This is a genomic window from Pseudonocardia lutea, assembly GCF_042658055.1.
GTDB lineage: Bacteria > Actinomycetota > Actinomycetes > Mycobacteriales > Pseudonocardiaceae > Pseudonocardia > Pseudonocardia lutea.
In genome coordinates this window covers 64,924-89,572 of record NZ_JBHSQK010000040.1, presented here as the reverse complement: position 1 = coordinate 89,572, position 24,649 = coordinate 64,924, and the positions used below count along the sequence as shown (strand labels likewise).

Annotated in this window: 19 protein-coding genes; 14 read left to right on the top strand and 5 right to left on the bottom strand. The window is 74.4% G+C overall.

Annotated features, from left to right (window positions below):
* The 11 genes from ACFQH9_RS16745 to dnaE all read left to right on the top strand — a co-directional run.
* A partial coding sequence (locus ACFQH9_RS16745; protein ID WP_379567060.1) for a hypothetical protein occupies positions 1–688 on the top strand: 688 nt, incomplete at its 5' end.
* A 311-nt stretch (positions 689–999) separates the two neighbouring features.
* The gene (ileS, locus tag ACFQH9_RS16740; protein WP_379567059.1) at positions 1,000–4,152 is read left to right on the top strand and encodes an isoleucine--tRNA ligase; all 3,153 of its coding nucleotides are present in this window, start codon (positions 1,000–1,002) and stop codon (positions 4,150–4,152) included.
* 81 nt (positions 4,153–4,233) lie between these two features.
* On the top strand, positions 4,234–4,992 hold the full coding sequence (locus ACFQH9_RS16735) for a class I SAM-dependent methyltransferase (protein WP_379567058.1): 759 nt from the start codon (positions 4,234–4,236) through the stop codon (positions 4,990–4,992).
* Between the two features lie 320 nt (positions 4,993–5,312).
* Positions 5,313–6,818 carry a potassium/proton antiporter gene (locus tag ACFQH9_RS16730; protein ID WP_379567057.1) on the top strand — a complete coding sequence of 502 codons (1,506 nt, stop codon included), beginning with the start codon at positions 5,313–5,315 and terminating at the stop codon, positions 6,816–6,818.
* Positions 6,819–6,826: 8 nt separating this feature from the next.
* Complete coding sequence (gene lspA / locus ACFQH9_RS16725; protein ID WP_379567056.1) at positions 6,827–7,393, top strand: signal peptidase II; 567 nt, start codon at positions 6,827–6,829, stop codon at positions 7,391–7,393.
* A gap of 37 nt (positions 7,394–7,430) precedes the next feature.
* Positions 7,431–8,315 carry an RluA family pseudouridine synthase gene (locus ACFQH9_RS16720; RefSeq protein WP_379567071.1) on the top strand — a complete coding sequence of 295 codons (885 nt, stop codon included), beginning with the start codon at positions 7,431–7,433 and terminating at the stop codon, positions 8,313–8,315.
* Complete coding sequence (locus tag ACFQH9_RS16715) at positions 8,308–9,033, top strand: hypothetical protein (protein WP_379567055.1); 726 nt, start codon at positions 8,308–8,310, stop codon at positions 9,031–9,033. Before ACFQH9_RS16720 ends, ACFQH9_RS16715 begins: the two co-directional genes overlap by 8 nt.
* Positions 9,034–10,007: 974 nt before the next feature.
* Positions 10,008–10,733, top strand: coding sequence for a DUF998 domain-containing protein (locus ACFQH9_RS16710; protein WP_379567054.1), 726 nt, complete (start codon positions 10,008–10,010; stop codon positions 10,731–10,733).
* Positions 10,730–11,605: a hypothetical protein gene (locus tag ACFQH9_RS16705; protein ID WP_379567053.1), complete on the top strand. Its 876-nt coding sequence runs from the start codon at positions 10,730–10,732 to the stop codon at positions 11,603–11,605. The genes ACFQH9_RS16710 and ACFQH9_RS16705 overlap by 4 nt, the downstream gene beginning before the upstream one ends.
* Positions 11,602–12,759 carry a glycosyltransferase gene (locus tag ACFQH9_RS16700; protein ID WP_379567052.1) on the top strand — a complete coding sequence of 386 codons (1,158 nt, stop codon included), beginning with the start codon at positions 11,602–11,604 and terminating at the stop codon, positions 12,757–12,759. Before ACFQH9_RS16705 ends, ACFQH9_RS16700 begins: the two co-directional genes overlap by 4 nt.
* Positions 12,760–13,120: 361 nt before the next feature.
* Complete coding sequence (gene dnaE, locus ACFQH9_RS16695; protein ID WP_379567051.1) at positions 13,121–16,651, top strand: DNA polymerase III subunit alpha; 3,531 nt, start codon at positions 13,121–13,123, stop codon at positions 16,649–16,651.
* 188 nt (positions 16,652–16,839) lie between these two features.
* On the opposite strand, the gene ACFQH9_RS16690 is transcribed toward dnaE, so the two are convergent.
* Positions 16,840–17,739, bottom strand: coding sequence for a PaaX family transcriptional regulator (locus ACFQH9_RS16690; protein WP_379567050.1), 900 nt, complete (start codon positions 17,737–17,739; stop codon positions 16,840–16,842).
* Positions 17,740–18,203: 464 nt separating this feature from the next.
* Here ACFQH9_RS16690 and ACFQH9_RS16685 point away from each other — a divergent pair, with 464 nt between their 5' ends.
* Positions 18,204–20,507, top strand: coding sequence for a SulP family inorganic anion transporter (locus tag ACFQH9_RS16685; RefSeq protein WP_379567049.1), 2,304 nt, complete (start codon positions 18,204–18,206; stop codon positions 20,505–20,507).
* A 37-nt stretch (positions 20,508–20,544) separates the two neighbouring features.
* Entirely contained in the window at positions 20,545–20,934 is a 390-nt protein-coding gene (trxA, locus tag ACFQH9_RS16680) for a thioredoxin (RefSeq protein ID WP_379567048.1), read from the top strand.
* Between the two features lie 163 nt (positions 20,935–21,097).
* Here trxA and ACFQH9_RS16675 read toward each other — a convergent pair whose 3' ends face one another.
* Together ACFQH9_RS16675 and ACFQH9_RS16670 are read right to left on the bottom strand one after the other, a co-directional pair.
* Positions 21,098–22,021, bottom strand: a complete 924-nt coding sequence (locus tag ACFQH9_RS16675; protein ID WP_379567047.1) for an RNA polymerase subunit sigma-70 — start codon at positions 22,019–22,021, stop codon at positions 21,098–21,100.
* A complete protein-coding gene (locus ACFQH9_RS16670; RefSeq protein WP_379567046.1) occupies positions 22,021–22,440 on the bottom strand; it encodes a VOC family protein in 420 nt (139 codons plus the stop codon). Before ACFQH9_RS16670 ends, ACFQH9_RS16675 begins: the two co-directional genes overlap by 1 nt.
* Positions 22,441–22,581: 141 nt before the next feature.
* On the opposite strand from ACFQH9_RS16670, the gene ACFQH9_RS16665 reads away from it, so the two are divergent.
* Positions 22,582–23,079, top strand: a complete 498-nt coding sequence (locus ACFQH9_RS16665) for a type II toxin-antitoxin system PemK/MazF family toxin (protein ID WP_379567045.1) — start codon at positions 22,582–22,584, stop codon at positions 23,077–23,079.
* A gap of 10 nt (positions 23,080–23,089) precedes the next feature.
* On the opposite strand, the gene ACFQH9_RS16660 is transcribed toward ACFQH9_RS16665, so the two are convergent.
* Entirely contained in the window at positions 23,090–23,770 is a 681-nt protein-coding gene (locus ACFQH9_RS16660; protein ID WP_379567044.1) for an LON peptidase substrate-binding domain-containing protein, read from the bottom strand.
* A 4-nt stretch (positions 23,771–23,774) separates the two neighbouring features.
* Complete coding sequence (locus tag ACFQH9_RS16655; protein ID WP_379567043.1) at positions 23,775–24,494, bottom strand: NUDIX hydrolase; 720 nt, start codon at positions 24,492–24,494, stop codon at positions 23,775–23,777.
* Positions 24,495–24,649 lie beyond the last annotated feature (155 nt).

Here is a 24,649-nt window from a genome sequence, read left to right as displayed (position 1 = left end):
CCCGCCCGCTGGTTCCGGTCCCGCGCCCGGTGGCACGACCGCGGGTGCTGCCGACGCCGGAAGCGGTGCCGCCGCGACCGGCGCCGGGTCCGAGGACGGGACCGGCACGGTGGGCGCGCCGGAGGGCGCGGCCGGCACCCCCGGCGCCGGCGCGGCGGCCGCCCCGGAGGACATCGACGGCCCGACCGTCGCCACGGCGGCCCACGGCGGGCCCACCACCGCCCACGGCGGTTCCGCCACGGACGACGCTGGCCCCGCTTCGACCCGGTCCGTGGACGGGGACGAGCCGGCCGGCCGGGCAGCCCAGGACGACCAGGCGCCCCAGGGACAGCAGGGCAACGCGGGGCGGCCCGAGGACCGGCAGGGGCAGGAGGGCCAGCAGGCGCCGGCCGCGCAGGAGCCCGCCGGCGGTCCGCCGCCGGGCTCGATGCCGCCCCCCGGCCCGCACGGCGAGCCGCCGGAGGAGCCCCGGGACGCGACGGTCGCGGCGCTGGTCGCCGAGCTCGAGGACGAGGTCGTCGTCGTCGACGAGCAGCCGCGCTACCACCTGCCCGGCTGCCGGTCGCTGCCCGGCCGCCAGGTGATCCCGCTGCCGGCCAAGGAGGCCGTGGAGCTGGGCTTCACCCCGTGCGGCTGGTGCACCCCGGACCGCACCATGGCGAGCCGGCACCAGGCCGCCGCCCGCTGAGGTCCTCGACCTGCACGAACGGCACCCCCGCCCGCGCCTGCGGAGCGGGGGTCCCGCCCGGGCACGACGCCCGGGAATAAGCGCTCGCGGCCTCGCGCTACCCTGGTCGCACAGGCACCGATCCGGCCATCACCGGGGAGCCTCCGGAAGAAACCGGCACCGCGCGGCGCCGGGAGTAGAACCGGACGGGTTCGGCCCGTCACAGCCGTCGAACGAGCGGTCCCGCGCGAGCGGGGCAAGCGGGGTGGTACCGCGGCGTGAGTCGTCCCCGTGCAGCCAGGCCACACACTGCACGAGGAGCACCGTCCGCCATGAGCGAGAGCTATCCCGCGGTCCCCGCGCATCCCGCCTTCCCGCAGCTGGAGCGCGAGGTCCTCAAGTACTGGGAGGCCGACGACACGTTCGCCGCCTCCGTCGAGGCGCGCCCGGCCGGCGAGAACGGCAGCAACGAGTTCGTCTTCTACGACGGCCCGCCCTTCGCCAACGGCCTGCCGCACTACGGCCACCTGCTCACCGGCTACGTCAAGGACGTCGTGCCGCGCTACCAGACCATGCGCGGCAAGCACGTCGAGCGCCGGTTCGGCTGGGACACCCACGGCCTGCCCGCCGAGGTCGAGGCCGAGCGCCAGCTCGGGATCAACCACAAGTCCGAGATCGAGAGCATGGGCGTCGCCGAGTTCAACGAGGCGTGCCGCACCTCCGTGCTCCGCTACACCGGCGAGTGGCGCGACTACGTGACCCGCCAGGCCCGCTGGGTCGACTTCGACAACGACTACAAGACGCTCGACCTGGACTACATGGAGAGCGTCATGTGGGCCTTCAAGACCTTGTGGGACAAGGGCTTGATCTACTCCGGGTTCCGGGTGCTCTGGTACTGCTGGCGCTGCGAGACACCGCTGTCGGCCTCCGAGACGAAGATGGACGACGTCTACCGGGACCGGCAGGACCCGGCCGTGACGGTCGGGCTGCGCCTCGTCAGCGAGGACCCGGAACTGGACGACGCCCTGGCGCTGGTGTGGACGACGACGCCGTGGACGCTGCCGTCGAACCTCGCCGTGGCGGTGAACCCCGAGGTCGAGTACTCGCTGCTCGCCGCGAACGGCGAGAAGTACGTGCTGGCCTCCGCGCGGGTCGCGGCGTACGCCCGCGAGCTGGGGGAGGAGCCCGAGGTCCTGCGGACCTTCACGGGGCGCGAGCTGCTGGGCCTGGGCTACACCCCGCCGTTCGACTTCTTCGTCGGCCGGGAGAACGCGCACCGGGTGCTGGAGGCGGACTACGTCACCACCGAGGACGGCACCGGGCTCGTGCACATCGCGCCCGCCTTCGGTGAGGAGGACAAGGCCGTCACGGACGCGGCCGGCATCGAGGCGGTCGTGCCCGTGGACTCGCGCGGCGAGTTCACCGTCGAGGTGCCGCCCTACACCGGCCAGCAGGTGTTCGACGCCAACCCGAACATCATCCGGGACCTCAAGGCCGGCACGGCGCCGTACGTGAAGGGTGTCCTGCTGCGGCACGAGACCTACGACCACCCGTACCCGCACTGCTGGCGCTGCGGCAACGCGCTGATCCAGCGCGCGGTCGACTCGTGGTTCGTGCAGGTCACGGCGTTCCGCGACCGGATGGTGGAGCTGAACAAGCAGATCACCTGGGTGCCGGCCAACATCCGGGACGGCCAGTTCGGCAAGTGGCTGGAGGGCGCCCGGGACTGGGGCATCTCGCGCAACCGGTTCTGGGGCAGCCCGATCCCGGTCTGGCAGTCCGACGACCCGCGCTACCCGCGCACGGACGTCTACGGCTCGCTCGACGAGCTGGAGCGGGACTTCGGCGTGCGCCCGGAGAACCTGCACCGGCCCTACATCGACGAGCTCACCCGGCCCAACCCGGACGACCCGACCGGCAAGTCGACCATGCGCCGGGTGCCGGAGGTGCTCGACTGCTGGTTCGAGTCGGGCTCGATGCCGTTCGCCCAGGTGCACTACCCGTTCGAGAACGCGGACTGGTTCGAGCACCACTACCCGGGCGACTTCATCGTCGAGTACAACGGGCAGACCCGCGGCTGGTTCTACACGCTGCACGTGCTGGCCACGGCGCTGTTCGACCGGCCGGCCTTCGCCAGCTGCGTGGCGCACGGGATCGTGCTGGGCGACGACGGCGCCAAGATGTCGAAGTCGCTGCGCAACTACCCGGACGTCAACGAGGTCTTCGACCGCGACGGGTCGGACGCCATGCGGTGGTTCCTCATGGCGAGCCCGATCCTGCGCGGTGGGAACCTGGTCGTCACCGAACAGGGCATCCGCGAGGGCGTCCGGCAGGCGATCCTGCCGCTGTGGAACACCTGGTACTTCCTGTCGCTCTACGCCGGGGCGGCCGGGGTGACCGGGCGGACGCGCACGGACTCGCCGCACGTGCTGGACCGGTACGTGCTGGCGAAGACCGCGGCGCTGGTCGACGGCGTCACCGCGGCACTCGACGTGTACGACATCGCCGGGGCGTGCGAGCAGGTCCGCGACCACGCCGAGGTGCTCACGAACTGGTACGTCCGGCGCTCCCGGGACCGGTTCTGGGCGGGCGACAGGGACGCGATCGACACCCTGCACACCGTGCTGGAGGTGACCGCGCGCGTCGCCGCGCCGCTGCTGCCGCTGACCATGGAGCAGCTGTGGCAGGGGCTCACCGGCGGCCGGTCGGTGCACCTCACCGACTGGCCGTCCGCCGCGGAGCTGCCCCACGACGACGCGCTGGTCGCGGCCATGGACCGGGTGCGCCAGGTGGCGTCGGCGGGGCTGTCCCTGCGCAAGGCGCGCAAGCTCCGGGTCCGGCTGCCGCTGGCCTCGCTGACCGTGGCCGCCGCCGACGCGGAGACCCTCGCGCCGTTCGCCGACATCCTGCGGGACGAGGTGAACGTCAAGGAGGTCGTGCTGACCACGGACGTCGCGACCTACGGCCGGTTCGAGCTGACGGTCAACGCCCGCGCCTGCGGTCCCCGGCTGGGTGGCGACACCCAGAAGGTGATCAAGGCGGTCAAGGCGGGGGACTGGACGTCGAACGCCTCCGGGACGGTCACGGCCGGCGGGATCGAGCTGCTGGAGGGCGAGTTCTCCGAGCGGCTGCAGGCCGCGGACCCGGCCTCGACCAGTGCGCTCCCGGGCAACTCCGGGCTCGTCGTGCTGGACACCGAGGTCACGCCGGACCTGGCGGCCGAGGGCACGGCGCGCGACGTCGTGCGCGTGGTGCAGCAGGCCCGCCGGGACGCCGGGCTCGAGGTCTCGGACCGGATCGTCCTGACGCTGGACGCGCCCGGGACGGTGCTCGACGCCGTCCGCACCCACGAGGCCTTCGTGGCCGGTGAGGTCCTGGCGACCGCGGTGGAGTACGCCGCGGTGGCCGGGCCGACCGGCACCGGCAGCGTCTCGGACCCGCAGGGGAAGAACACCGAGGTGAAGGTCGCCGTCGCCAAGCAGTGAGCGAGCGGCACTCTCGCTCGGACTGGTGAGCGAGAGTGCCGTTCAACCCTCGGCGCCGGGGGCCCGGCTAGGGTGCTCGCCGTGGGGAGTGCTGCCGAGCGGTGGGCGGAGCTGCAGTCCGGGCGGGGCGTCCCGCCGGAGATCCTGGCGCTGGCCCCGGCCAGCCCGTGGGGACACCATCCGCAGGACTTCACCGCGCCCACGGTCCCCTCGGACACCCCGTCGCGGGCGGCGGGGCTCGCCCTGCTCGATCCCGCCGGCACCGTGCTCGACGTCGGGTGCGGCGGCGGCGACGCGGCGTTCGCCCTGGTGGGGCCGATGACCCACGCCACCGGCGTGGACAGCCAGCAGGACATGCTCGACCTCTTCGCGGCGGGCGCCGACGTCCGCGGGGTGCCCGCCCGGACGGTCCTGGGCCCCTGGCCGGACGTTTCCGCGGAGGCCGGCGCGGCCGACGTCGTGGTGTCCCACCACGTGCTGCACAACGTCGTCGACCTGCCGCCCTTCCTCGCCGCGCTGACCGCGGCGGCCGGGCGCGGCGTCGTCGTCGAGATGCTGGCCGAGCACCCGATGGCCTGGCTCGACCCGCTCTGGGTGCGCTTCCACGACCTGCACCGGCCGGAGCCGGCGACCGTCGACGACGCCCTCGCCGTCCTGCGCGAGCAGGGCGTCGACCCCGAGGTCACCCGCTGGGAGCGGGAGCGGCGCGCCCCGCACGACCCGGCCTGGGTCACCCGGCGGCTCTGCCTGCCGCCCGAGCGCGAGCCCGAGGTCGCCGCGGCCCTCGGGGAGGTCCCGCCGCGGACGCGGGACGCGGCCACCCTGGTCTGGCGTGTCTGACCGGGAGACCAGGAACCGGACGACCACCCCGCCGAGCGAGTTCGTGGCCGGGTGCACCGGCATCGGCGCGACCAGGTGCCCGCCCCGGCGCCGGACCGCGCAGAGCAGGATCCCCGCTCCCGACGCCGCCCGCGAGGACAGGGCCACCGGCCTTCCTCCCGGCCGGCGCGCCCGCGCGGCGTCGGGCCGTCGTGGCCCGTGACCCCCGTGATCTGCGCCTTCGGCCTCGTGGACCGCGCCGGGGCCGCCACGCCCGCACCCGGCTGACCGACGCTTGACCTGCGCCGATAGGGTGATTCGCGCACGAGCCGGGGGTGGCGATGAGTCTGGAGGTCCTGCTCGGCGTCGTCGCCGCCGTCCTGCTGATCGGTGTGCTCGCGGTGCGGGTGTCCGTCCGGCTCGGCCTGCCCTCGCTGCTGCTGTACCTCGGCATCGGGATCCTGCTCGGCGAGGCGGTGCTCGGCGTCCAGTTCTCCAACGCCGCGCTCACCGAGAACCTCGGGCTCGCCGCGCTGGTGCTCATCCTCATCGAGGGCGGCCTCACCACCCGCTGGCAGGCCGTGCGGCCCTCGTTGGGGATCGGCATCGGGCTCTCGACGATCGCCGTCGTCGTGAGCATCGTCGTGGCCGGCACCGCGCTGCACTACCTGCTCGGCCTGGACTGGCGGGTCGCGTTCCTCTGGGGGGCGGTCCTCTCCTCGACGGACGCGGCCGCGGTGTTCAGCGTGCTGCGCGGGGTGGGGGTGTCCCCGCGGCTCTCGGGCGCCCTGGAGCTCGAGTCCGGCATGAACGACGCCCCGGTGGTGCTCGCCGTCCTCCTCCTCGCCTCGGACGACCCGCTGACCTGGATGACCCCGTTCCTGGTCGTCTACGAGCTGCTCGCGGGCGCGCTGATCGGGTTCGCCCTCGGGTTCGGGGGCGGCTGGGCGTTGCGCCGCGCCGCGCTGCCCGCGACCGGCCTCTACCCCCTCGCCGCGCTGGCCGTGTGCGTGCTCGCCTTCGCCGGCGGGCAGCTGGCGCACGCCTCCGGCCTGCTCGCCACCTATGTCTGCGCGCTCGTGCTGGGCAACTCGCGGCTGCCGCACCGCGGGGGCGTGCTCTCCTTCGCCGAGGGCACCGGGTGGCTGGCGCAGATCGGGCTGTTCGTGCTGCTCGGCCTCTACGTCAGCCCCGCCCGGCTGGTCGACGCCGTGATCCCCGCGCTGATCGCCGCCGGCGTCCTGCTCGTGCTCGCCAGGCCGCTGTCGGTGGTCGCGGCCGCGCTGCCGTTCACGGTGCCGTGGCGCGAGCAGGCGTTCCTGTCGTGGGCGGGGCTGCGCGGGGCCGTACCGATCGTGCTCGCGCTGATCTCCCTGGTCGAGGGTGCGCCGGGCGCGGCCAACCTGGTCGACGTCGTGTTCGTGCTCGTCGTGATCCTCACCCTGCTGCAGGGCACCACCCTGCCGTGGGTCGCCCGGCGGCTGCGGGTCGCGCGCACCGCCGAGCCGAAGGACGTCGAGGTCGACGCCGCCCCGCTCGACGAGCTGCACGCCGACCTGCTGCAGGTCCGGATCCCGGCGGGCTCCAGGCTGCGCGGGGTCTACCTGCGGGAGCTGCGGCTGCCCGTGGGCGCCACGGTCAGCCTCGTCGTGCGCGGCGAGGAGGCCTTCACCCCCAACGGGCAGACCCGGCTGCGTGAGCACGACCAGCTGCTCGTGGTCGCCACCGCCGAGGTCCGGGAGCGCACCGAGGAGCGGTTGCGGGCCGTCGACCGGGGCGGTGCGCTGGTGCGCTGGCGGGACACCGATCCCGGCCCCCGTCCGGACGGCCCCGGAAGGCCCGCATAATCGAGTGTGTGACCGACGAGCCCGCCGAGCGCACCGACACCGCCCCCCTCCCGCCACGCCGGGTCTGGGTGCTCGCGCTCGTGGCGCCCGTCGTCCTGCTGCTGGACATCCTGACCAAGGTCCTCGCCGTTGCCACGCTGGAGGACCGGCCGCCGGTGCGGCTGCTCGGCGGGCTGGTCAACCTGGTCCTGGTGCGCAACCCGGGCGCCGCCTTCTCCATGGCCACCGGCTACACCTGGGTGCTGTCGATCATCGCGCTGGGCGTGGTCGTGGTGATCGTCCGCATCTCCCGCAAGCTGCGGTCGGTGGGCTGGGCGATCGCGCTCGGGCTCGTGCTGGGCGGCGCGCTGGGCAACCTGGTCGACCGGATCTTCCGCGCGCCGGGGCCGCTGCAGGGGCACGTCGTCGACATCCTGTCGGTCGTCAGGACGGACGGCTCGTTCTTCCCGGTGTTCAACCTGGCCGACTCGAGCATCGTCTGCGGTGGGATCCTGCTGGTCCTGCTCGCGCTGACCGGCCGCGAGCTCGACGGGACCCGGGCCGACACGGCGGAGCGGGAGCCGGCCGGTGAGTGACCTCCGCCAGCTCCCCGTGCCCGACGGCCTCGACGGGATGCGGGTCGACGCCGGCCTGTCCCGGCTCCTCGGGTTGTCCCGGACCGTCGTCGCCACCCTCGCCGAGGACGGGATGATCGCGCTCGACGGCCGCGCCGCCGGGAAGTCGGACCGGCTCACCGCCGGCAGCTGGCTCGAGGTCGAGCTGCCCGAGCCCGAGACCCCGGCGGTCATCGCCGCCCCGCCGGAGCTGGTGGGCGGCATGACCGTGCTGTACGAGGACGAGGACGTCGTCGTCGTCGACAAGCCCGTGGGGGTCGCCGCGCACCCCAGCCCGGGCTGGACCGGGCCCACGGTCGTGGGCGGGCTGGCCGCGCTCGGGGTGCGGGTGTCGACCTCGGGCGCCGCGGAGCGGCAGGGCGTGGTGCACCGGCTCGACGTCGGGACCACCGGCGTGATGGTCGTCGCCAAGTCCGAGCACGCCTACTCGGTGCTCAAGCGGGCGTTCAAGGAGCGCGCGGTCGACAAGCGCTACCACGCGATCGTGCAGGGGCACCCGGACCCCACCAGCGGCACGATCGACGCGCCGATCGACCGGCACCCCCGGCACGACTACAAGTTCGCGGTGGTGGCCGGGGGCAAGCCGAGCGTCACGCACTACGACACCCTCGAGGCCTTCCGCGCCGCCTCGCTGCTCGACGTGCACCTCGAGACCGGGCGCACCCACCAGATCCGGGTGCACTTCTCCGCGCTGCGGCACCCGTGCGTCGGCGACCTGACCTACGGCGCCGACCCCACGCTCGCCAAGCGGCTGGGGCTGCAGCGGCAGTGGCTGCACGCCCGCTCGCTGGGCTTCGAGCACCCCGCCGACGGGCGGTGGGTGGAGTTCGTCAGCGAGTACCCGCCCGACCTCGCTCGGGCGCTCGAGCGGCTGCGTGACTGAGCCCGAGGACCCCGACTCCTCCGACGAGGGTGGCCTGCTCACCCGGCGGGGGCGCCGCTGGCTGATCGTCGTGTGCGTGCTCGCGGTGCTGGTCGCCGTCGGGTACGCGACGGCGCAGTCGCGGTCGCTCTCGGCCGGGCGCGGGCCCGCGGTGGCGCAGGGCCAGGTGCGGCTCGGGCCCGATCCCGGCGAGGCCGTGGCGGACTACCTCGCCCGGCTGCCCTCGACCCTGCCCGCGCCGGGGGAGCGCGCGCTGGCCCTGGTCCAGCTCGGGAAGGAGATCACGACGGCGGACGCGGCCGGGCTGACCGGGTCCGCGCCGGTCGCCGAGGTGGTGTTCCGGGTCCCGCTCCCGCGGGTGCAGACCGCCCTGCGCTTCGAGGCCCTCCCCGCCGGCGCTCCCGTCGCCGCCGCGCTCGACACCGCCCGGCAGCGCGCGGGCTACGCCGCGGCCGCCGACGCCTCCCGGCTCACCGGCCGCCCGGCGGCGGTGGCGCGGGCGGAGGCCGCCGCCTACGCCGGCCCGTGTGCCTGCGTGGTGGCGCTGGTGGTGGAGGCGGACCGCGCCGGGCTCGAGGCCCTCGCCGGGGCGTCGGGGGTGCGGGCGGTCGAGGCGGCACCGGCGGGCGTCACCGCCCCGGAGCTCGCCCTCTCCCCGCTGCTGCCGGAACAGACCACCGCCGCCACCCCCCTCCCCGACGACGGCCCCGTGCCCTGATCTCCTGGCGACTCGGGACTCCCGCGTCGGCACACCCGCTCGGGCACCGCCGCACCTTCTGCCGCCGCCGCACCTTCTCCGCCGCCGCCACACCCATCCGCGCGTCAGCACAACCGCTCGGGCGCCCCTAACAACCGCTCGGGCACGGCCACAACCGCTCGGGGGCCGCCACAATCGCTCGGGCACCGCCACAACCGCTCGGGCACCGCCACAACCGCTCGGGCACCGCCACAACCGCTCGGGCGTCGGCACACCCGCTGTGGGCACCCGGCACAACCTGAAGATCGGCGGCACACCCTGTCGACGGGGTGCGTCGCGCTTCTCGGGGTGTGCCGTCGCGACTGACCGGAGCGATGGAGGGACCCGTAGCCGCCCGTCCGTCGCTGGTGCCACGAGCCGTAGCGGGACCGGCACCCGGCGGCCGCTCAGCTGACGCGCGTGCCGACCGGACACCTCCGACCCGTTCCCACACCCGGTCGACCGCGACACACCCCGTCGACAGGGTGTGCCGCCGACCTCCCGGGTGTGAACGGGAGCCCGAGCGGGTGTGCGACCGGCGGTCGGCGGGCCCGCCGGCCCTGAGGCGAGGGGTACACCATCGCAGCGCACGGTCGGCCTGATCGACGCCACGCGTGGGGCGGGCGACCCCGGGAAAGGTCGGGGTGTCCCCCGGGTCGGTTCGGTGGATCACCGGATTCCGGCGGAGGCGCCGCGCTGCGAGCGTTGATCACATGAACGAGCGGGGGAGCGGGGCGGGTGCGGCGGCGGTGGCCGCACCGCTCACAGCCATCACCAGGACGGTCCGAGCGCCGGCGACCGCGCCCCCGCCGAGCCCGGCACGGGCCGACCGCCGGCCCCCCACCGCCCCCGCCGCTGCACCGGCGTCGAGTGCCGCGGGGCCGGGCGCCGGGCGCACCGCCATGCTCCCGACCGGCCTCACCGCTGCGATCCCGCCAGGCGCGACGCGACAGCCCGTGCAGCCGACGAAACCGCTGCCCGCCCCACCGACGCGCGCCCCGCGAGGCGCCCTGACCCTGCCCGCCGCCCTCGTCGCGGCGGGCGTGGCCATCGCCGCATGGGCCGTGGCGGTCCTGCACGTCGCGGGCGCCCTGCACGACCCGGCCGTGGACCCGCTGGTGCACACCGTGAGCGACTACGTCCTGCTGCCCGGCGGCCACCTCGTGCTCGCCATTGCCGCGGCGGCGCTGGCCCTCGGCGGCGCGGTGCTCGCCGTCGCGGCCGCGAAGGCCGGGGCCTCCCGCTCCGCCGTCGCCCTGCTCGCCAGCTGGTCGGTGGCGTTGGTCGTGGCCGGGGTCGTCCCCACGAACGTCCCCGGCACACCGGCGGATCTCGCCGCGGCGGTGCACCGCTACGCCGGGGCGTGGATCTTCGCGGTGCTGCCGGCCGCCGTCCTGCTCCTGGCCCGCGGGTCGGCCGTCCGGGCCGCCGCGCGCCGCCGCGTGGTCGAGCTGGCCCTGCTCACCGCGGCTCTCTCCGGAACGTTCCTGCTCGCCCATCTGCCGATCGTCGTCGCGGGTTCACCCCCATTTTCCCTGCTGGGTGGGGTGGAGCGGGTTCTGTACGGGGCGGTGACCGCGCTGCTCACCACGACCGCCCTCGCCCTCCGTCCGCCGACCGTCCCGCCGCCGACCGCCACGCCGGAGCCCACCGCGACGCGCATCCCGAGGACCACCCCGTGACCGCGCTCGCGCTGCTGCTCGCCGTCGCGGGCGCGACCTGCTTCGCCGCTGCCGCCGTCCTGCAGCACGGGGCGATCACCGGCCGGGTCGACCTCCGCGCGCTCCTCGCCCGCCCGCGCTGGCTCGCCGGCGCCGGGCTGGCCGCCGGGGGCGCCGGGCTGCACGCGCTCGCGCTGGTCCTGGCGCCGGTGAGCGTCGTGCAGCCGGTCGGGGTCCTGGCCGTCCCGCTGGCGGTGGGACTGGGCCTGCGGAGCACGCGACCACCCGCCCGGGTCGTGGCCGGCGCCGCCCTCTGCGTGGCGGGCGTCGCGCTCGTCGTCCGGACGGCGGCCGCGGCCACCCCGGACGCCCCCGCCGACCTCGGGCGGTTCCTGCTTGTCTCCGGGACCGCCGCCGCAGCCGCCGGACTCGCCCTGGCCGTCCTCGCGGTCCGGACGACCGCCCGGGCCCGGTGCGTCGCCTTCGCCGCGGCGGGCGCCGTCGCGTTCGGCCTGGTCTCCGCCCTGCTCCGGGCGGTCTTCCTGCAGTTCGGCACCGCGGATGCCGGCACCCTCCTCGGTGCGACCGCCGCCCTGCCCGCCGCGCTGCACGCCCGCGGCTGGTCCGTGCAGCAGGGCTTCGCGGCCGGCCCGCCCGCGGTCGTCGTGGCCGCGCTGACCGTCGGCGACCCGCTCGTGGCCACCGCGCTCGGCGCCGCGCTGCTCGGCGAGGCCGGCGGGCTCGGCGCCGCCGGGGTGGGCCTCCTGCTGGGCGCCGGCGCCGTCGCGGCCGCCGGCGTGGCCCTGCTCGCCCGGCACCACCCCGACGCCGCCCCGCGGCCCACCCCGCCCACCCCGCACGACCGACACACACCGGGAGAGGTACCGACGTGAGGATCCTGCTCGGCGCCGACACCTTCGCGCCCGACGTCAACGGCGCGGCCCGGTTCGCCGAACGCCTGGCCATCGGCCTCGCCCGGCGCGGCCACGAGGTCCACGTGGCCGCCCCGTCGCCCGACGGCCCGCGGACCGTGCACCGCTTCGGAGGAGGGGCGGTCACCGTGCACCGGGTGCGCTCGCACCGCTACCCCTTGCACGAGAACTTCCGGGTGTGCCTGCCGTGGGTGGCGCGCCCGGAGACGGCGGCGGTGCTCGACGAGGTGGACCCGGACGTCGTGCACGTGCAGGCGCACTTCTCGGTCGGGCGCGGGCTGGCGGCGGCCGCGTCGGCGACCGGGCGCCCGCTGGTCGCGACCAACCACTTCATGCCCGAGAACCTCGTCGCCCACGCCCGGGTCCCGGCTTTCCTGCACCGGGCCGCGGCGCGGCTGGCGTGGCACGACGTCCGGCGGGTCCTCGGGCGCGCCGACGCCCGCACCGCGCCCACGCCGCGCGCCGTCGAGCTGCTGACCCGGAGGACCGGGCTGCCGGCCACCCCGATCTCCTGCGGGGTGGACGTGGCCCGCTACGCCGGCGGGTGCGAGGACCCGACCCCGACGATCCTGTTCGTGGGCCGGCTGGACCAGGAGAAGCGCGTCGACGAGCTGCTGCGGGCCACGGCCCGGCTGGCGGCACCCGTCCGGCTGGAGATCGTCGGCGACGGCTCCGAGCGCGCCGCCTGGCGACGGCTGGCGGCGGAGCTCGGGCTCGGCGACCGGGCGGTGTTCCACGGGTTCGTCGACGAGGAGACGCTGCTCGCGGCGTACCGGCGGTGCGCGGTGTTCTGCATGCCGGGCGTCGCCGAGCTGCAGAGCCTGGTCACCCTGGAGGCGATGGCCGCGGGCAAGCCGGTCGTCGCGGCCGACGCGATGGCGCTGCCGCACCTCGTCCGCCCCGGCCGGACCGGCTGGCTCTTCCCGCCCGGCGACGTCGACGTCCTGACCTCGGTCCTCGACGCCCTGCTGCGTGACCCGGCGGCCCGGCGGCGGATGGGCACGGCCGCTCGCGAGCTGGTGTCCGGGCACGCCCTCGACGCCACGCTCGACGCCTTCGAGGGGGTCTACGACCGGGTCGCCGCGCGTCCCGCCGCGCCCGCCCTGGCGGCCTGACGGACCGCGCCCGCTCCACCCCCTCGGGGCACGACACGCCCGGGTGGCGGCGACGCGCCGGGACCTCGACACGCCTCGACGCGGTGAGCTGCGGGTTCCCGGCGGGCCCGGCCGCGGTCGCGGAACTGTCGGTGGCCGGGGCTAGTCTGGCCGCACCCCCGGACCCGGGGGACCCGACATCCGCCGGCACCCGCCGGGCCACCGCCCGGTCGCCGGCCGTGCACCCGGACGCCGCACCCCGAAGGCGGCCGGGAGGCCGACCGTCGGGGCTCCGCGGGCCCGCCGCACGACCCGCGCGCGAGCGCGTGAAGGGAGTCTCGACGCCCCATGGCCCCGGCGAGCGGGAACAGCGGAGTGGATCATGACTGACTCCTTCGTGCACCTCCACACGCACACCGAGTTCTCCATGCTCGACGGTGCGGCCCGGCTCGACGACCTGTTCGCCGAAGCCGCGCGCATGGAGATGCCCGCGCTGGCGATGACCGACCACGGGAACGTCTACGGGGCGTACGAGTTCTGGAAGAAGGCCAACGCGGCCGGGATCAAGCCGATCATCGGCATGGAGGGCTACCTCTCCCCGGGCTCGCGGCACGAGCGCAAGCGCGCCACCCTCGGCGGCCAGACCGTCAGCGACGACAACCCGGGTGAGATGTACACCCACATGACGCTGCTGGCCGAGAACACCGAGGGGATGCACAACCTCTTCCGGCTCTCCAGCCTGGCCAGCCTCGAGGGCTACTACTACAAGCCCCGCATGGACCGGGAGCTGCTGGAGACCTACGGCAAGGGGATCATCGCCACCACGGGCTGCCCGTCCGGCGAGGTGGCCCGCCTGTTGCAGCAGGACCGCTTCGAGGACGCGTGCCAGGCCGCGAGCGACTACCGGGACATCTTCGGCAGGGAGAACTTCTTCTGCGAGTTGATGGACCACGGGATCGAGATCGAGAAGCGGGTCCAGGAGGACCTCTTCGCGCTGAAGAAGCGCCTCGACCTGCCCGGCCTGGCCACCAACGACCTGCACTACACCTACCCGGACGACACGAAGCCGCACGAGGTGCTGCTCTGCGTGCAGACGGGCAAGACCCTCGCCGACCCGAACCGCTTCAAGTTCGACGCGCAGGACTTCTACCTCAAGTCGCCCGCCGAGATGCGGGCGATGTGGGACCCGATCCACCCCGAGGCCTGCGACAACACGCTCGCCGTCGCCGAGCGGGTCGACGTGTCGTTCGGCCACCAGGACCTCATGCCCCGCGCGCCCGTCCCCGAGGGGGAGACGGAGGAGTCCTGGCTGATCAAGGAGGTCGAGCGGGGGCTGCACAAGCGGTTCCCGAACGGCGTCACCGAGCAGTACCGCCGGCAGGCCGAGTACGAGCTCGGCGTGATCATCCAGATGGGCTTCCCCGGCTACTTCCTCGTGACCGCGGACCTCATCCAGTACGCGAAGTCCGTCGGCATCCGCTGCGGCCCCGGCCGTGGCTCCGCGGCGGGCTCGCTCATCGCGTACGCGCTGGAGATCACCGACCTGGACCCGATCCGGCACAAGCTGATCTTCGAGCGCTTCCTCAACCCCGAGCGCATCTCCATGCCGGACATCGACATGGACTTCGACGAGCGCCGGCGCGGCGAGATGATCCGCTACACCACGGAGAAGTACGGCGAGGACCGGATCGCCCAGATCATCACGTACTCCACGATCAAGGCGAAGGCCGCGATCAAGGACTCCGCGCGCGTGCTGTTCGGCCAGCCCGGCTACTCCGTGGCGGACCGGATCTCCAAGGCCATGCCGCCCGCCGTCATGGGCAAGGACATCCCGCTATCCGGCATCTTCGACCCGAGCCACAAGCGGTACGCCGAGGCCACCGAGGTCCGGGCGCTCTACGAGGCCGATGCCCAGGTCCGGGAGATCATCGACACCGCGCGGGGCCTCGAGGGCCTGAAGCGGCAGTGGGGCGTGCACGCCGCCGGCGTGATCATGTCCAGCAAGCCGCTGATCGACGTCATCCCGATCCAGCGCCGCGAGGCGGACGGCGCCATCATCACGCAGTTCGACATGGGCGTCTGCGAGACGCTCGGGCTGCTGAAGATGGACTTCCTCGGCCTGCGCAACCTCACGATCATCGACGACGCGCTGGAGAACATCGAGCTCAACGGCAAGCCGAAGCTCGAGATCGAGTCCGTCGAGCTGGACGACCCGAAGACCTACGACCTGCTCGCCCGGGGGGACACGCTCGGCGTGTTCCAACTGGACGGCGGGCCCATGCGGGACCTGCTCCGCCGGATGGCGCCCACGGAGTTCGACGACATCTCCGCCGTCGGCGCGCTCTACCGACCCGGTCCGATGGGTGCGAACGCGCACAACGACTACGCCGACCGCAAGAACGGACGGCAAGAGGTCACGCCGATCCACCCGGAGCTGGCCGAGCCCCTCAAGGACATCCTCGGCGAGACCTACGGCCTGATCGTCTACCAGGAACAGGTCATGGCGATCGCCCAGAAGCTCGCGGGCTACTCGCTCGGCAAGGCGGACCTGCTCCGCCGCGCCATGGGCAAGAAGAAGAAGGAGATCCTGGACAAGGAGTACGCCGGCTTCGCCCAGGGGATGAAGGACCACGGCTACTCCGAGGACGCGGTCAAGACCCTCTGGGACATCCTGCTGCCCTTCTCCGACTACGCCTTCAACCGCGCGCACTCCGCGGCGTACGGCGTCGTCTCCTACTGGACGGCCTACCTCAAGGCGAACTACCCGGCCGAGTACATGGCCGCGGTGCTCACGTCGGTCCGGGACGACAAGGACAAGGCCGCCGTCTACCTGGCCGAGTGCCGGCGGATGGGGATCAAGGTCCTCCCGCCGGACGTCAACGAGTCGGTCCGCAACTTCGCCCCGGTCGGGGACGACATCCGCTTCGGCCTCGGGGCGATCCGCAACGTCGGCTACAACGTGGTCGACGCGATCGTCGCGGCCCGCAGGGAGAAGGGCGACTTCACCGACTTCTCGGACTTCCTGCGCAAGGTCGACGCGGTGGTCTGCAACAAGAAGGTCATCGAGTCGCTGATCAAGGCGGGCGCGTTCGACTCGCTGGGCCACTCGCGCAAGGGCCTGCTGCTCGTCCACGCGGACGCGATCGACGCGATCATGAGCAGCAAGAAGGCCGCGTCGATGGGCCAGTTCGACCTGTTCGGCTCGCTCGACGGCAGCGGCGGCGAGGACGCCGACATCGGTGGGCTCTTCGACGTGAAGGTGCCCGAGGAGGAGTGGGATACCAAGCACAAGCTCGCCGTGGAGCGCGAGATGCTGGGGCTCTACGTCTCGGGCCACCCGCTCGACGGCGTCGAGCAGGCGCTCTCGGCCAAGGCCGACACCCCCATCCAGGCGATCCTGGAGGGCACGGTCGGCGAGGGTGCGCAGGTCACGGTCGGCGGCATCCTCACCAACGTCAACCGCCGGGTGAACAAGAACGGCGAGCCCTGGGCGTCGGCGCAGATCGAGGACCTCGCCGGTGGCATCGAGGTGCTGTTCTTCCCGCGGGCCTACCAGGTGGTGGGCGTCGACGTGGCGGAGGACGCGATCGTCCTGGTCAAGGCCCGGGTGAACAAGCGGGACGACCGGGTCTCGCTGATCGCCAACGACCTCGCCGTGCCCGAGCTGCAGGCCGCCGGGGAGGCGGGGCTGCCGGTGAAGGTCAGCCTGCGCACCGAGCTGTGCACCCCGGAGCGGGTCGCGCAGCTCAAGGAGGTGCTCACCCACCACCCGGGCACCTCCGAGGTGCACCTGTCGTTGGTCTACGGCAGCAAGATCACGCACTGGAAGCTCGCCGACACCCTCAAGGTCACCAACACCCCCGCGCTGATGGGCGACCTCAAGGCCCTCCTCGGCCCCGGCTGCCTGGGCTGACCCCGCCCGACCAGGCCCCCGACCACGCCACGGCCGGGTGCTCGACCCGCCCTGACCGGCACTGACCAGCACTGACCAGCTCTGACCAGCTCTGACCAGCACTGACCAGCACTGACCAGCAGGACGGCACTCTCGCTCACCAGGTACGAGCGAGAGCGCCGTTCGCCCGACGGGGGAGGGGTCAGGGCCTAGGCGGCCCGGCTCACCAGGGAACGCCAGTGCGCCTGGGCCTGGCGCTGCCAGCGCCGGTGCAGGGTGTCGAAGAGCGCCGCGGCGCGGGTGCCCGCCCACTCCGCGGGCAGCAGCTCGGCGGGGAGCTTCGGGTCGAGGAAGGGGAAGCGCCGCCAGGCGTGCACGAGCAGCACCTGGTGGGTGAGGACGTCGGCCGGGCCGGCGGGCACGGCGTCGCCGAACTCGGCGAGGAAGTCCTCGTACTCCCGCTCGACGGCGGCGAGGTCCCAGGCCTGCGCGACGACGTCGGCCTGCGCGCCGATGCGGCCGAAGGGGCCGACGAACGAGCTGGTCACGGCGCCGAGGCCGAGGTCGGCGACCACGTCGGCCACCTCGGCCTCCTTGCCCGCGTCGGGGGAGACCCACACCCCGGGGGCGGGGGAGCCCAGACCCGCCCAGGCCAGCCGGGTGCGCAGCCGGTGGCGCAGCTGGCGGCGGGACTCGGGGACGCTCACGAGCAGGACCAGCCAGCGCCCGTCCCACGTGGGGGCGGGGTTGCCGAAGGAGTAGATGCGCGCGGCACCGGCCGAGAGCAGGTCACGGCCGGCATCGGTCAGGGTCCAGCGCACCCGCCGCCCCGCGCGGTCCGAGCTGACCAGTCCCTCCGCCGCGGTGCGGGCCAGCGCCTGGCGCGCCGACTTGCTCTCCACGCCGAGCCCGCCGAGGACGTCGATCAGCACCTGGGTCCACACCGGCTCGTCCCGCGGCAGCACAAACTCGCCCAGCAGGGTCAGCAGCAGGGAGCGTGCACTGGTCTGGCCGAGGCCGCGGCGGCGGGACAGCACCGGGTGGGGGCCATCGAGATCCCCGGCGTCGGCGCCCCCCGGACCGACGTCCGTGCCGGCTTCGGCGGACATGGTCGGGTCAGGATAGTGCCCCGGCCCAGTCGGGACCTCGTCCCCACCGTGCTGTCGATCCCGTGACCACGCCGAGCTCATGTGGCCGACGGCAGGGGTGGCCGCCGTCGCGAGGGGGGCGTAACCCGGCGTCAACCCGTTGATCACCCGACCGGGTCGGCTGTGGCCCCGGCCACCATGATCCACACGATCGGGCCGGGATTCGCCGGAGAAGTGGACGCCGCGCGATGTGCAGCGCCGTGGGACCACCCGGAAGGACCGTTCTGCGGTGCGCGTGGCGGACCCGGTCACCGCCCGCCGGGCACGCGGGGTGATCGATTCAGAGATATCGGACGTTCCGGACAGTCAGGTCGGGAACCGGCCGGGCCCCTCCTCCGCTGTGATCGGTGGGCATACCGCCGCACGGCCGCACAGCCGCACTCGTGCGCCCCCCAGCCAGACCGACCCTGACCGGAGGACCCGACGTGCCGGACCAGACCTCGAGCGCCACCCCCGGCGGGCGCGCTCCCGACCGCTCCCCACAGCCCGCCGCTCCCCACCGGCCACGGTTCGACCCCCGTACGCTGCGCGCCGATCTCGGTGCCTCGCTGGTGGTGTTCCTGGTGGCCGTCCCGCTCTCCCTCGGCATCGCGCTCGCCTCGGGTGCGCCGATCATGGCCGGTCTCGTCGCCGCCGTCGTCGGCGGCGTCGTCGCCGGCCTGCTCGGCGGGTCGCCGCTGCAGGTCAGCGGGCCCGCCGCCGGCCTGACCGTGATCGTCGCCGGGCTCGTCGACCAGTTCGGGTGGCAGGTCACCACGCTGATCACGGCCGGCGCCGGCCTCCTGCAGCTCCTCTTCGGGCTCTCCCGGCTCGCCCGGTTCACCCAGGCCATCCCGCCCGCCGTCGTCCACGGCATGCTGGCCGGCATCGGCGTGACCATCGCGCTCGCCCAGCTGCACGTCGTCCTGGGCGGCACCGCGCAGACCGGCGCGCCGGCCAACCTCCGCGAGCTCCCGGCGCAGCTGGCGAACCTGCACGGCGGCGCGGTCGTCGTGGGACTCGCCGCGATCGCGGTCATGATCGTCTGGCCGCGGCTCCCCGGGCCGCAGAAGGCGGTGCCGGGCGCCCTCGTCGCGGTCGGTGCGGCCACCGCGCTGAGCCTCGCGCTGCCCGACGTCCCCCGCGTCGACCTGCCGGGCAACCTGATCGAGTCCGTCGCGCTGCCGGTGCTGCCCGACTCGGGGCTCTGGCCCGGCGTGCTCGGCGGCATGCTGACCGTCGCGCTGGTCGCGAGCGTCGAGAGCCTGCTCTCGGCCGTCGCCGTCGACCGGATGGCCCAGGACCGCGATGGCGGCGCCCGCGCCGCGCGCACGGACGCGGACCGCGAGCTGCTCGGCCAGGGCGCCGGCAACGCCGTCTCGGGCCTGCTCGGCGGCCTGCCCGTCACCGGCGTGATCGTGCGCAGCTCGGCCAACGTCCGCGCCGGGGCACGGACCCGCGCCTCCGCCGTCCTGCACGGCCTCTGGATCGCGCTGTTCGGCGTCGTGCTGGTCCCGATGATCGAGATGATCCCGCTGGCCGCGCTGTCCGGGCTGCTCGTGGTCGTGGGGCTGCAGCTGGTCAAGCCGGCCGACGTCCGCACCGCGCGGGCCCACGGCGAGCTGCTGGTCTACGTCGCGACCGTGCTCGGCGTGGTGTTCCTGAACCTCCTGGAGGGCGTGGCGATCGGGCTCGTCCTGGCCGGGCTGCTGATGGTGCGCCGCGCCGGCCGGGCCCGCGTGCGGGTGGAGGAGCCGACCGGCGGCGCCCCGCGGCGCGTCGTCGTCGAGGGCACGCTGAGCTTCCTCTCGGTGCCGGCCCTGTCCCGGGTGCTGAACGAGGTGCCCGGCGGCGAGCCGGTGCGCGTCGACCTCGTCGTCGACTACCTCGACCACACCGCCTACGACCACCTCGAGTCCTGGACGCGGCGGCACCGTGCCTCCGGCGGCCGGGTCGAGGTCAGCGAGCCCGCGAGCACGCGGATCGGCCCGCACCACGGCCGGTTCGCCACCTGGTCCCAGTGGCGCTCCGAGCACGCCGAGCACGCGCAGGAGGGCCCGAGCGCGCCGATGCTGGCCGGGGTCCGCGCCTACCATCGGGAGACCGCCGAGCACGTCCGGCCGACCTTCTCCGGGCTGGCCGCCGGGCAGAGCCCCTCCGGGCTGCTGCTGGCCTGCGCGGACTCGCGGGTGCTGCCGAACATGATCACCCACAGCGGGCCCGGCGACCTGTTCACCGTGCAGAACGTCGGCAACCTCGTCTCCGGCACGGGGGCGCTCGCCGCGGTGCAGTACGCGACCTCGGTGCTGCGCGTCCCGCTCGTCGCGGTGTGCGGGCACTCCGGGTGCGGGGCGATGCAGGGCCTGCTCGACGGCGTCCCCACCGACATGCCCGACGGGGCCCTGGGCGACTGGCTGCGCACCGGCCGGCCGAGCCTCGACGCGTGGCTGGCGGGGCACCCCGCGGGCCGGGCCGGGGCCGAGGCCGGGTTCGGGCAGCGCGACTGCCTGGCGATGGTCAACGTCGCGATGCAGCTCGACAGGCTGCGCGAGCTCGGCGTCGACGCCGAGCTGATGGGCCTGTTCTTCGACATCCGCACCGCCGACGTCCTCGTCTACGACGCCGCCGCCCAGGCGTTCCGGCCGCACGACCCGGTCGGTCCGGGAGCCGGCCCGGGAGCCGGGTCCGAGGCCGGAGCGCTGGGGGGATCGCGGGTGGGATCGCGACTGCCCGAGGCGCTGCGCGGGTAGGCGGAACATACGCCGACCCGGAGGAGTTGAGGTGGACATGGCGACGGTGGAACTGACGACCGACAACTTCAACGAGGTCGTGGCGGGCGACGGCACCGTGCTCGTCGACTTCTGGGCCTCCTGGTGCGGCCCGTGCCGGCAGTTCGCGCCGGTCTTCGACGAGGCGTCGGAGAAGCACCCCGACATCACCTTCGGCAAGGTCGACACGGAGGCCCAGACGCAGCTCGCGCAGGCCTTCGGCATCTCGTCGATCCCGACCCTGATGGCGGTGCGGGACGGCGTGGTGCTCTACGCGCAGCCCGGCGCGCTCCCGGCGTCGGCGCTCGAGGAGCTGATCGGCAAGGTCCGGGAGGTCGACATGCACCAGGTCAAGGCCGAGGTCGCCCGCCAGCAGCAGGAGCAGGCGGGCCAGGGGGACGCGCAGTAGGACGGGCCACCCGCCCACCCACGTCGAGCGCCGCAGGCCGGAAGGCCTGCGGCGCTCGCTGCGTCCGCCCCGACGACGAGCGAGCGGCGCTCTCGCTCGTGCCCGCTGGACGACGCTGAACGCCGCTGGACGACGGCGCCGGTCGTGCACCCTCCCGACCGGGTCACAGGGCGTCGGGCAGGTTCAGGGCGGGGAACCACGACCAGCCGAAGGTCGTGATCTCGGCGATCCGGTCGCCCTCCACCCGGAGGACGTCGAGCTTGAACGGGCGGAACACCGTGTCCCCGGGCCGCCGCAGGTAGCTCGCGGCGGCCGGCATGAGGTTGACGCCGGTGGGCAGCAGTCGCCAGTCGCCCTCGCGTTCCCCGCCGAACGCCCGCTCCAGCAGCGTCGCCAGCTGCGCGTGCCCCTCGAAGCAGTAGGGCGCGGGCGGCATGGTGACCCGGATGTCCTCGGCCGCCGCGGCGAGCGCGGCCGCGGCGTCCTGCCGTTCGTGGGCGTCGACGAACCGGGCGAGCAGCTCCCTCTCCGCCGGGCTCGGCTCGTGGGCGGACCAGTCCTCGCGGTGCGAGGGCAGGTGGGCCCGCAGCGTCTCCCGGGCCCGCTGCAGCGCGCTGTTCGCCGCGGCCACGCTCGTCCCGATCATCTCCGCGGTCTCCCGGGCGGACAGGCCCAGCACCTCGCGGGCCAGCAGCGCCGCCCGCTGCCGGGGCGGCAGGACCTGCAGGGCCACGAGGAACGCGAGCTCGATCGTCTCCCGGGCGACGACGAGCGCGTCGGGTTCTCCGTCGGTACTCGCCGGCTCGAGCAGGGTGTCCGGGTAGGGCGTCAGCCAGGACACCTCGCCCCCCGATGCCGGGCGGCGGGCCCGGGCGCGGGCGGCGTCGAGACAGACCGTGGTCGCGATCCGGTACAGCCAGGCCCGCAGGTGGGCACCGTCGAAGCCCTCCCGCCCACGCCAGGCCCGCAGGTAGGTCTCCTGGACGGCGTCCTCGGCGTCGGGCACCGACGCGAGCATGCGGTAGCAGTGCACGTGCAGCTCGCGCCGGTGCCGGGCGAAGCCGGCCTCCAGATCGGCCGTGCGCATCAGCGCTTCGGCGTCCGGATCTCCTGGAGCGCCCAGGAGTTGCCGTCGGGGTCGGCGAAGTACACGAAGGTGCCGTAGTCCACGTGCTCCGGGTGCACCCCGGCCGTCTGCACGCCGTCGACGAAGTGCTGCGGGCCGCTGTTCTCGATCCCGGCCGCCTCCAGCTCGGCGTGCGCCTTATCGATGTCCGTGACGACGAGGTGACAGCCCTGCAGGGAGCCCGGCTCCGCCCCGCCGCCGAGGCCGGTGCCGAAGACGATCGAGCAGGCCGAGCCGGGCGGGGTGACCTGGACGGCGCGGAAGTGCTCGTTCGGGTGGAAGTCGGAGTCGACGGGGAAGCCGAGCTTGCCGGCGTAGAACTCGTACGCGCGCTCGACGTCCGAGACCGGGACGACGACGACCTCGAGCCTGCAGTCCATGGTGGTTCCCTCCTGTGCGGTGGTGTCGTCACGTGGAACGGCCGCCACCCCGGATTCGCATCGGTGCACCGATGAGCTCGTCCCGGCGGGATCGCCCCCGAGACCGCCCCATGAGATCGCGTCGGTGGGATGCTGTCGACCATGGACTGGGGCAACCTGCTCAAGCAGGCCGTGGACGTCGGGATGAAGCTGATCGCCGAGGCGGACGAGCGCCCGGCGCGGCCCGCGCCGGAGGGCCACGGCGGGGTCCGGACCGCGCCGACCGCGGACCGGGCCCGTCGGGTCGTCTACGCCCCGGAGCTCGACGGCGCGGCGGACCCCGGCGAGATCGTGTGGACCTGGGTGCCCTTCGAGGAGGACGCGAGCCAGGGCAAGGACCGGCCGCTGCTCGTCGTCGGGCGGCAGGGCGGGGAGCTCCTCGGGCTGATGCTGTCCAGCCAGCACAAGCGCGAGGGCGACCCGGACTGGGTCGCGATCGGGTCCGGGGAATGGGACCGCGAGGGCCGCGAGTCCTTCATCCGGCTCGACCGGGTGCTCGAGGTCGGCGAGCACGACATCCGTCGCGAGGGGGCCGTGCTCGACCCGGCGCGCTTCGACCGGGTGGCCGACGAGCTGCGGAGCCGGTTCGGCTGGCGGTGAGCCTCGGCGGTCAGTTGGGGCCGAACGGCTCCGCGTAGGTGCTCATCGGCGTGGGCACCGCACGGAGCCGCTCCAACAGCCCGCGCTCCCGGGCGATGAGCAGCCGCACCATCCGCAGCCGCTCCACCGGGCAGGTCTGCTCGAGCAGCGCCTGCCGGTCCTCGAGCGGCAGCAGGCAGTCCGCCGCGAGCACGTGCGCGAGCTCGGCCGGGCCGACCTCCTGGGTGGGCTCGGACCAGTCGTCGTTCTTCCAGGCGGTGGCGCAGTAGGCGCGGTGCGCGGCGCGGGCGGCGCCGGCGAGCATCCGGGTCAGGTCGTCGGACTCCGAGGTCTGCTTGTCGTCCGGCACGAACTCCACCGAGCCGCAGAGGTAGGGCTTGGCACGGGTGTCGAGCTCGAGCAGGCGGAAGCGCCGGGCGCCCGAGGTCACGATGTCGTAGCGCCCGTCCGGGAGCCGCCGGACGTCGAGCAGCCGGGCGGTGCAGCCGACCGGGTACAGCGCGTCGAGGCCCTGGACGTCGGGGTCGTGCCCCTCCCGCACGGCGACGACGCCGAACTCCTTGTCCGGCACCGCGCCCGTCACGAGGTCGACGGTGAGCTGGCGGTAGCGCGGTTCGAAGATGTGCAGCGGCAGCGACGCCCCGGGCATCAGCACGGTGCCCAGGGGGAAGAGGGGGATCGTCGCGACCACGTGGTCACGGTACGGGCCGCACCGCCCCGTCGCCCGCCGAATCGCGGCTGCCCGGCGGGCGCAGCACCGCGGAGGCGTCCGTGACCCGCAGGGCCCGCTCGGTGAACCGGAACACCGCGGCAGGGCGCCCCCCGGCCGGCCCGGGCGGCGCGGTCTCGCCGGTGGCCGCCAGCACGTGCCGCCGGGTCAGCACCCGCTGCAGGTTGGTCGCCGAGACGGGGTGGCCGAGCGCGGCGACGTACAGCTCGCGCAGCGCGGAGATCGTGAACTCCCGCGGTGCCAGCGCGAACCCCAGGTTGGTGTAGGAGAGCTTGGCGCGCAGGCGGTCCCGCGCGTCGTGCACGATCTCGGCGTGGTCGAAGGCCGTGGGCGGCAGGTCGGCCACGGGGAACCAGGCGGTGTCCGCCGGCACCGCCGGGTCGGCGTCGGAGGGCACGAGCCCGAGGAACGCCGTGGCGACGAGCCGGATGCCGGGCACCCGCTCCGGCGCGCTGAACACCCCGAGCTGCTCGACGTGGGTGACCTCGCGGACGTCGACCTTCTCGGCGAGCTGGCGGCGCACCGACTCCTCGACGTCCTCGGTGTCCCCGAGCGTCCCGCCGGGCAGCGCCCAGCGCCCGCGGTCGGGCTCCTTGCCGCGCTGCCAGAGCAGCACCTGGAGGGCGTCCTCACGGACCTGCAGCACGGCCGCGAGCACCTCGTGGCCCGTGGGACGGGCGGGCATGCGCCGATCGTAGGACCCGCGCCGGAGATCCGGGCGAACCGTCCGTTCCGGGACGCAGAGGTTACGGGCAGGTGAGTTCCGGGTCACGCGGACGGTGTCCCCGGGGCGGGCGCGATGCTACGATCGCCGTGTTTTCGACCAACAGGCGAAAACAT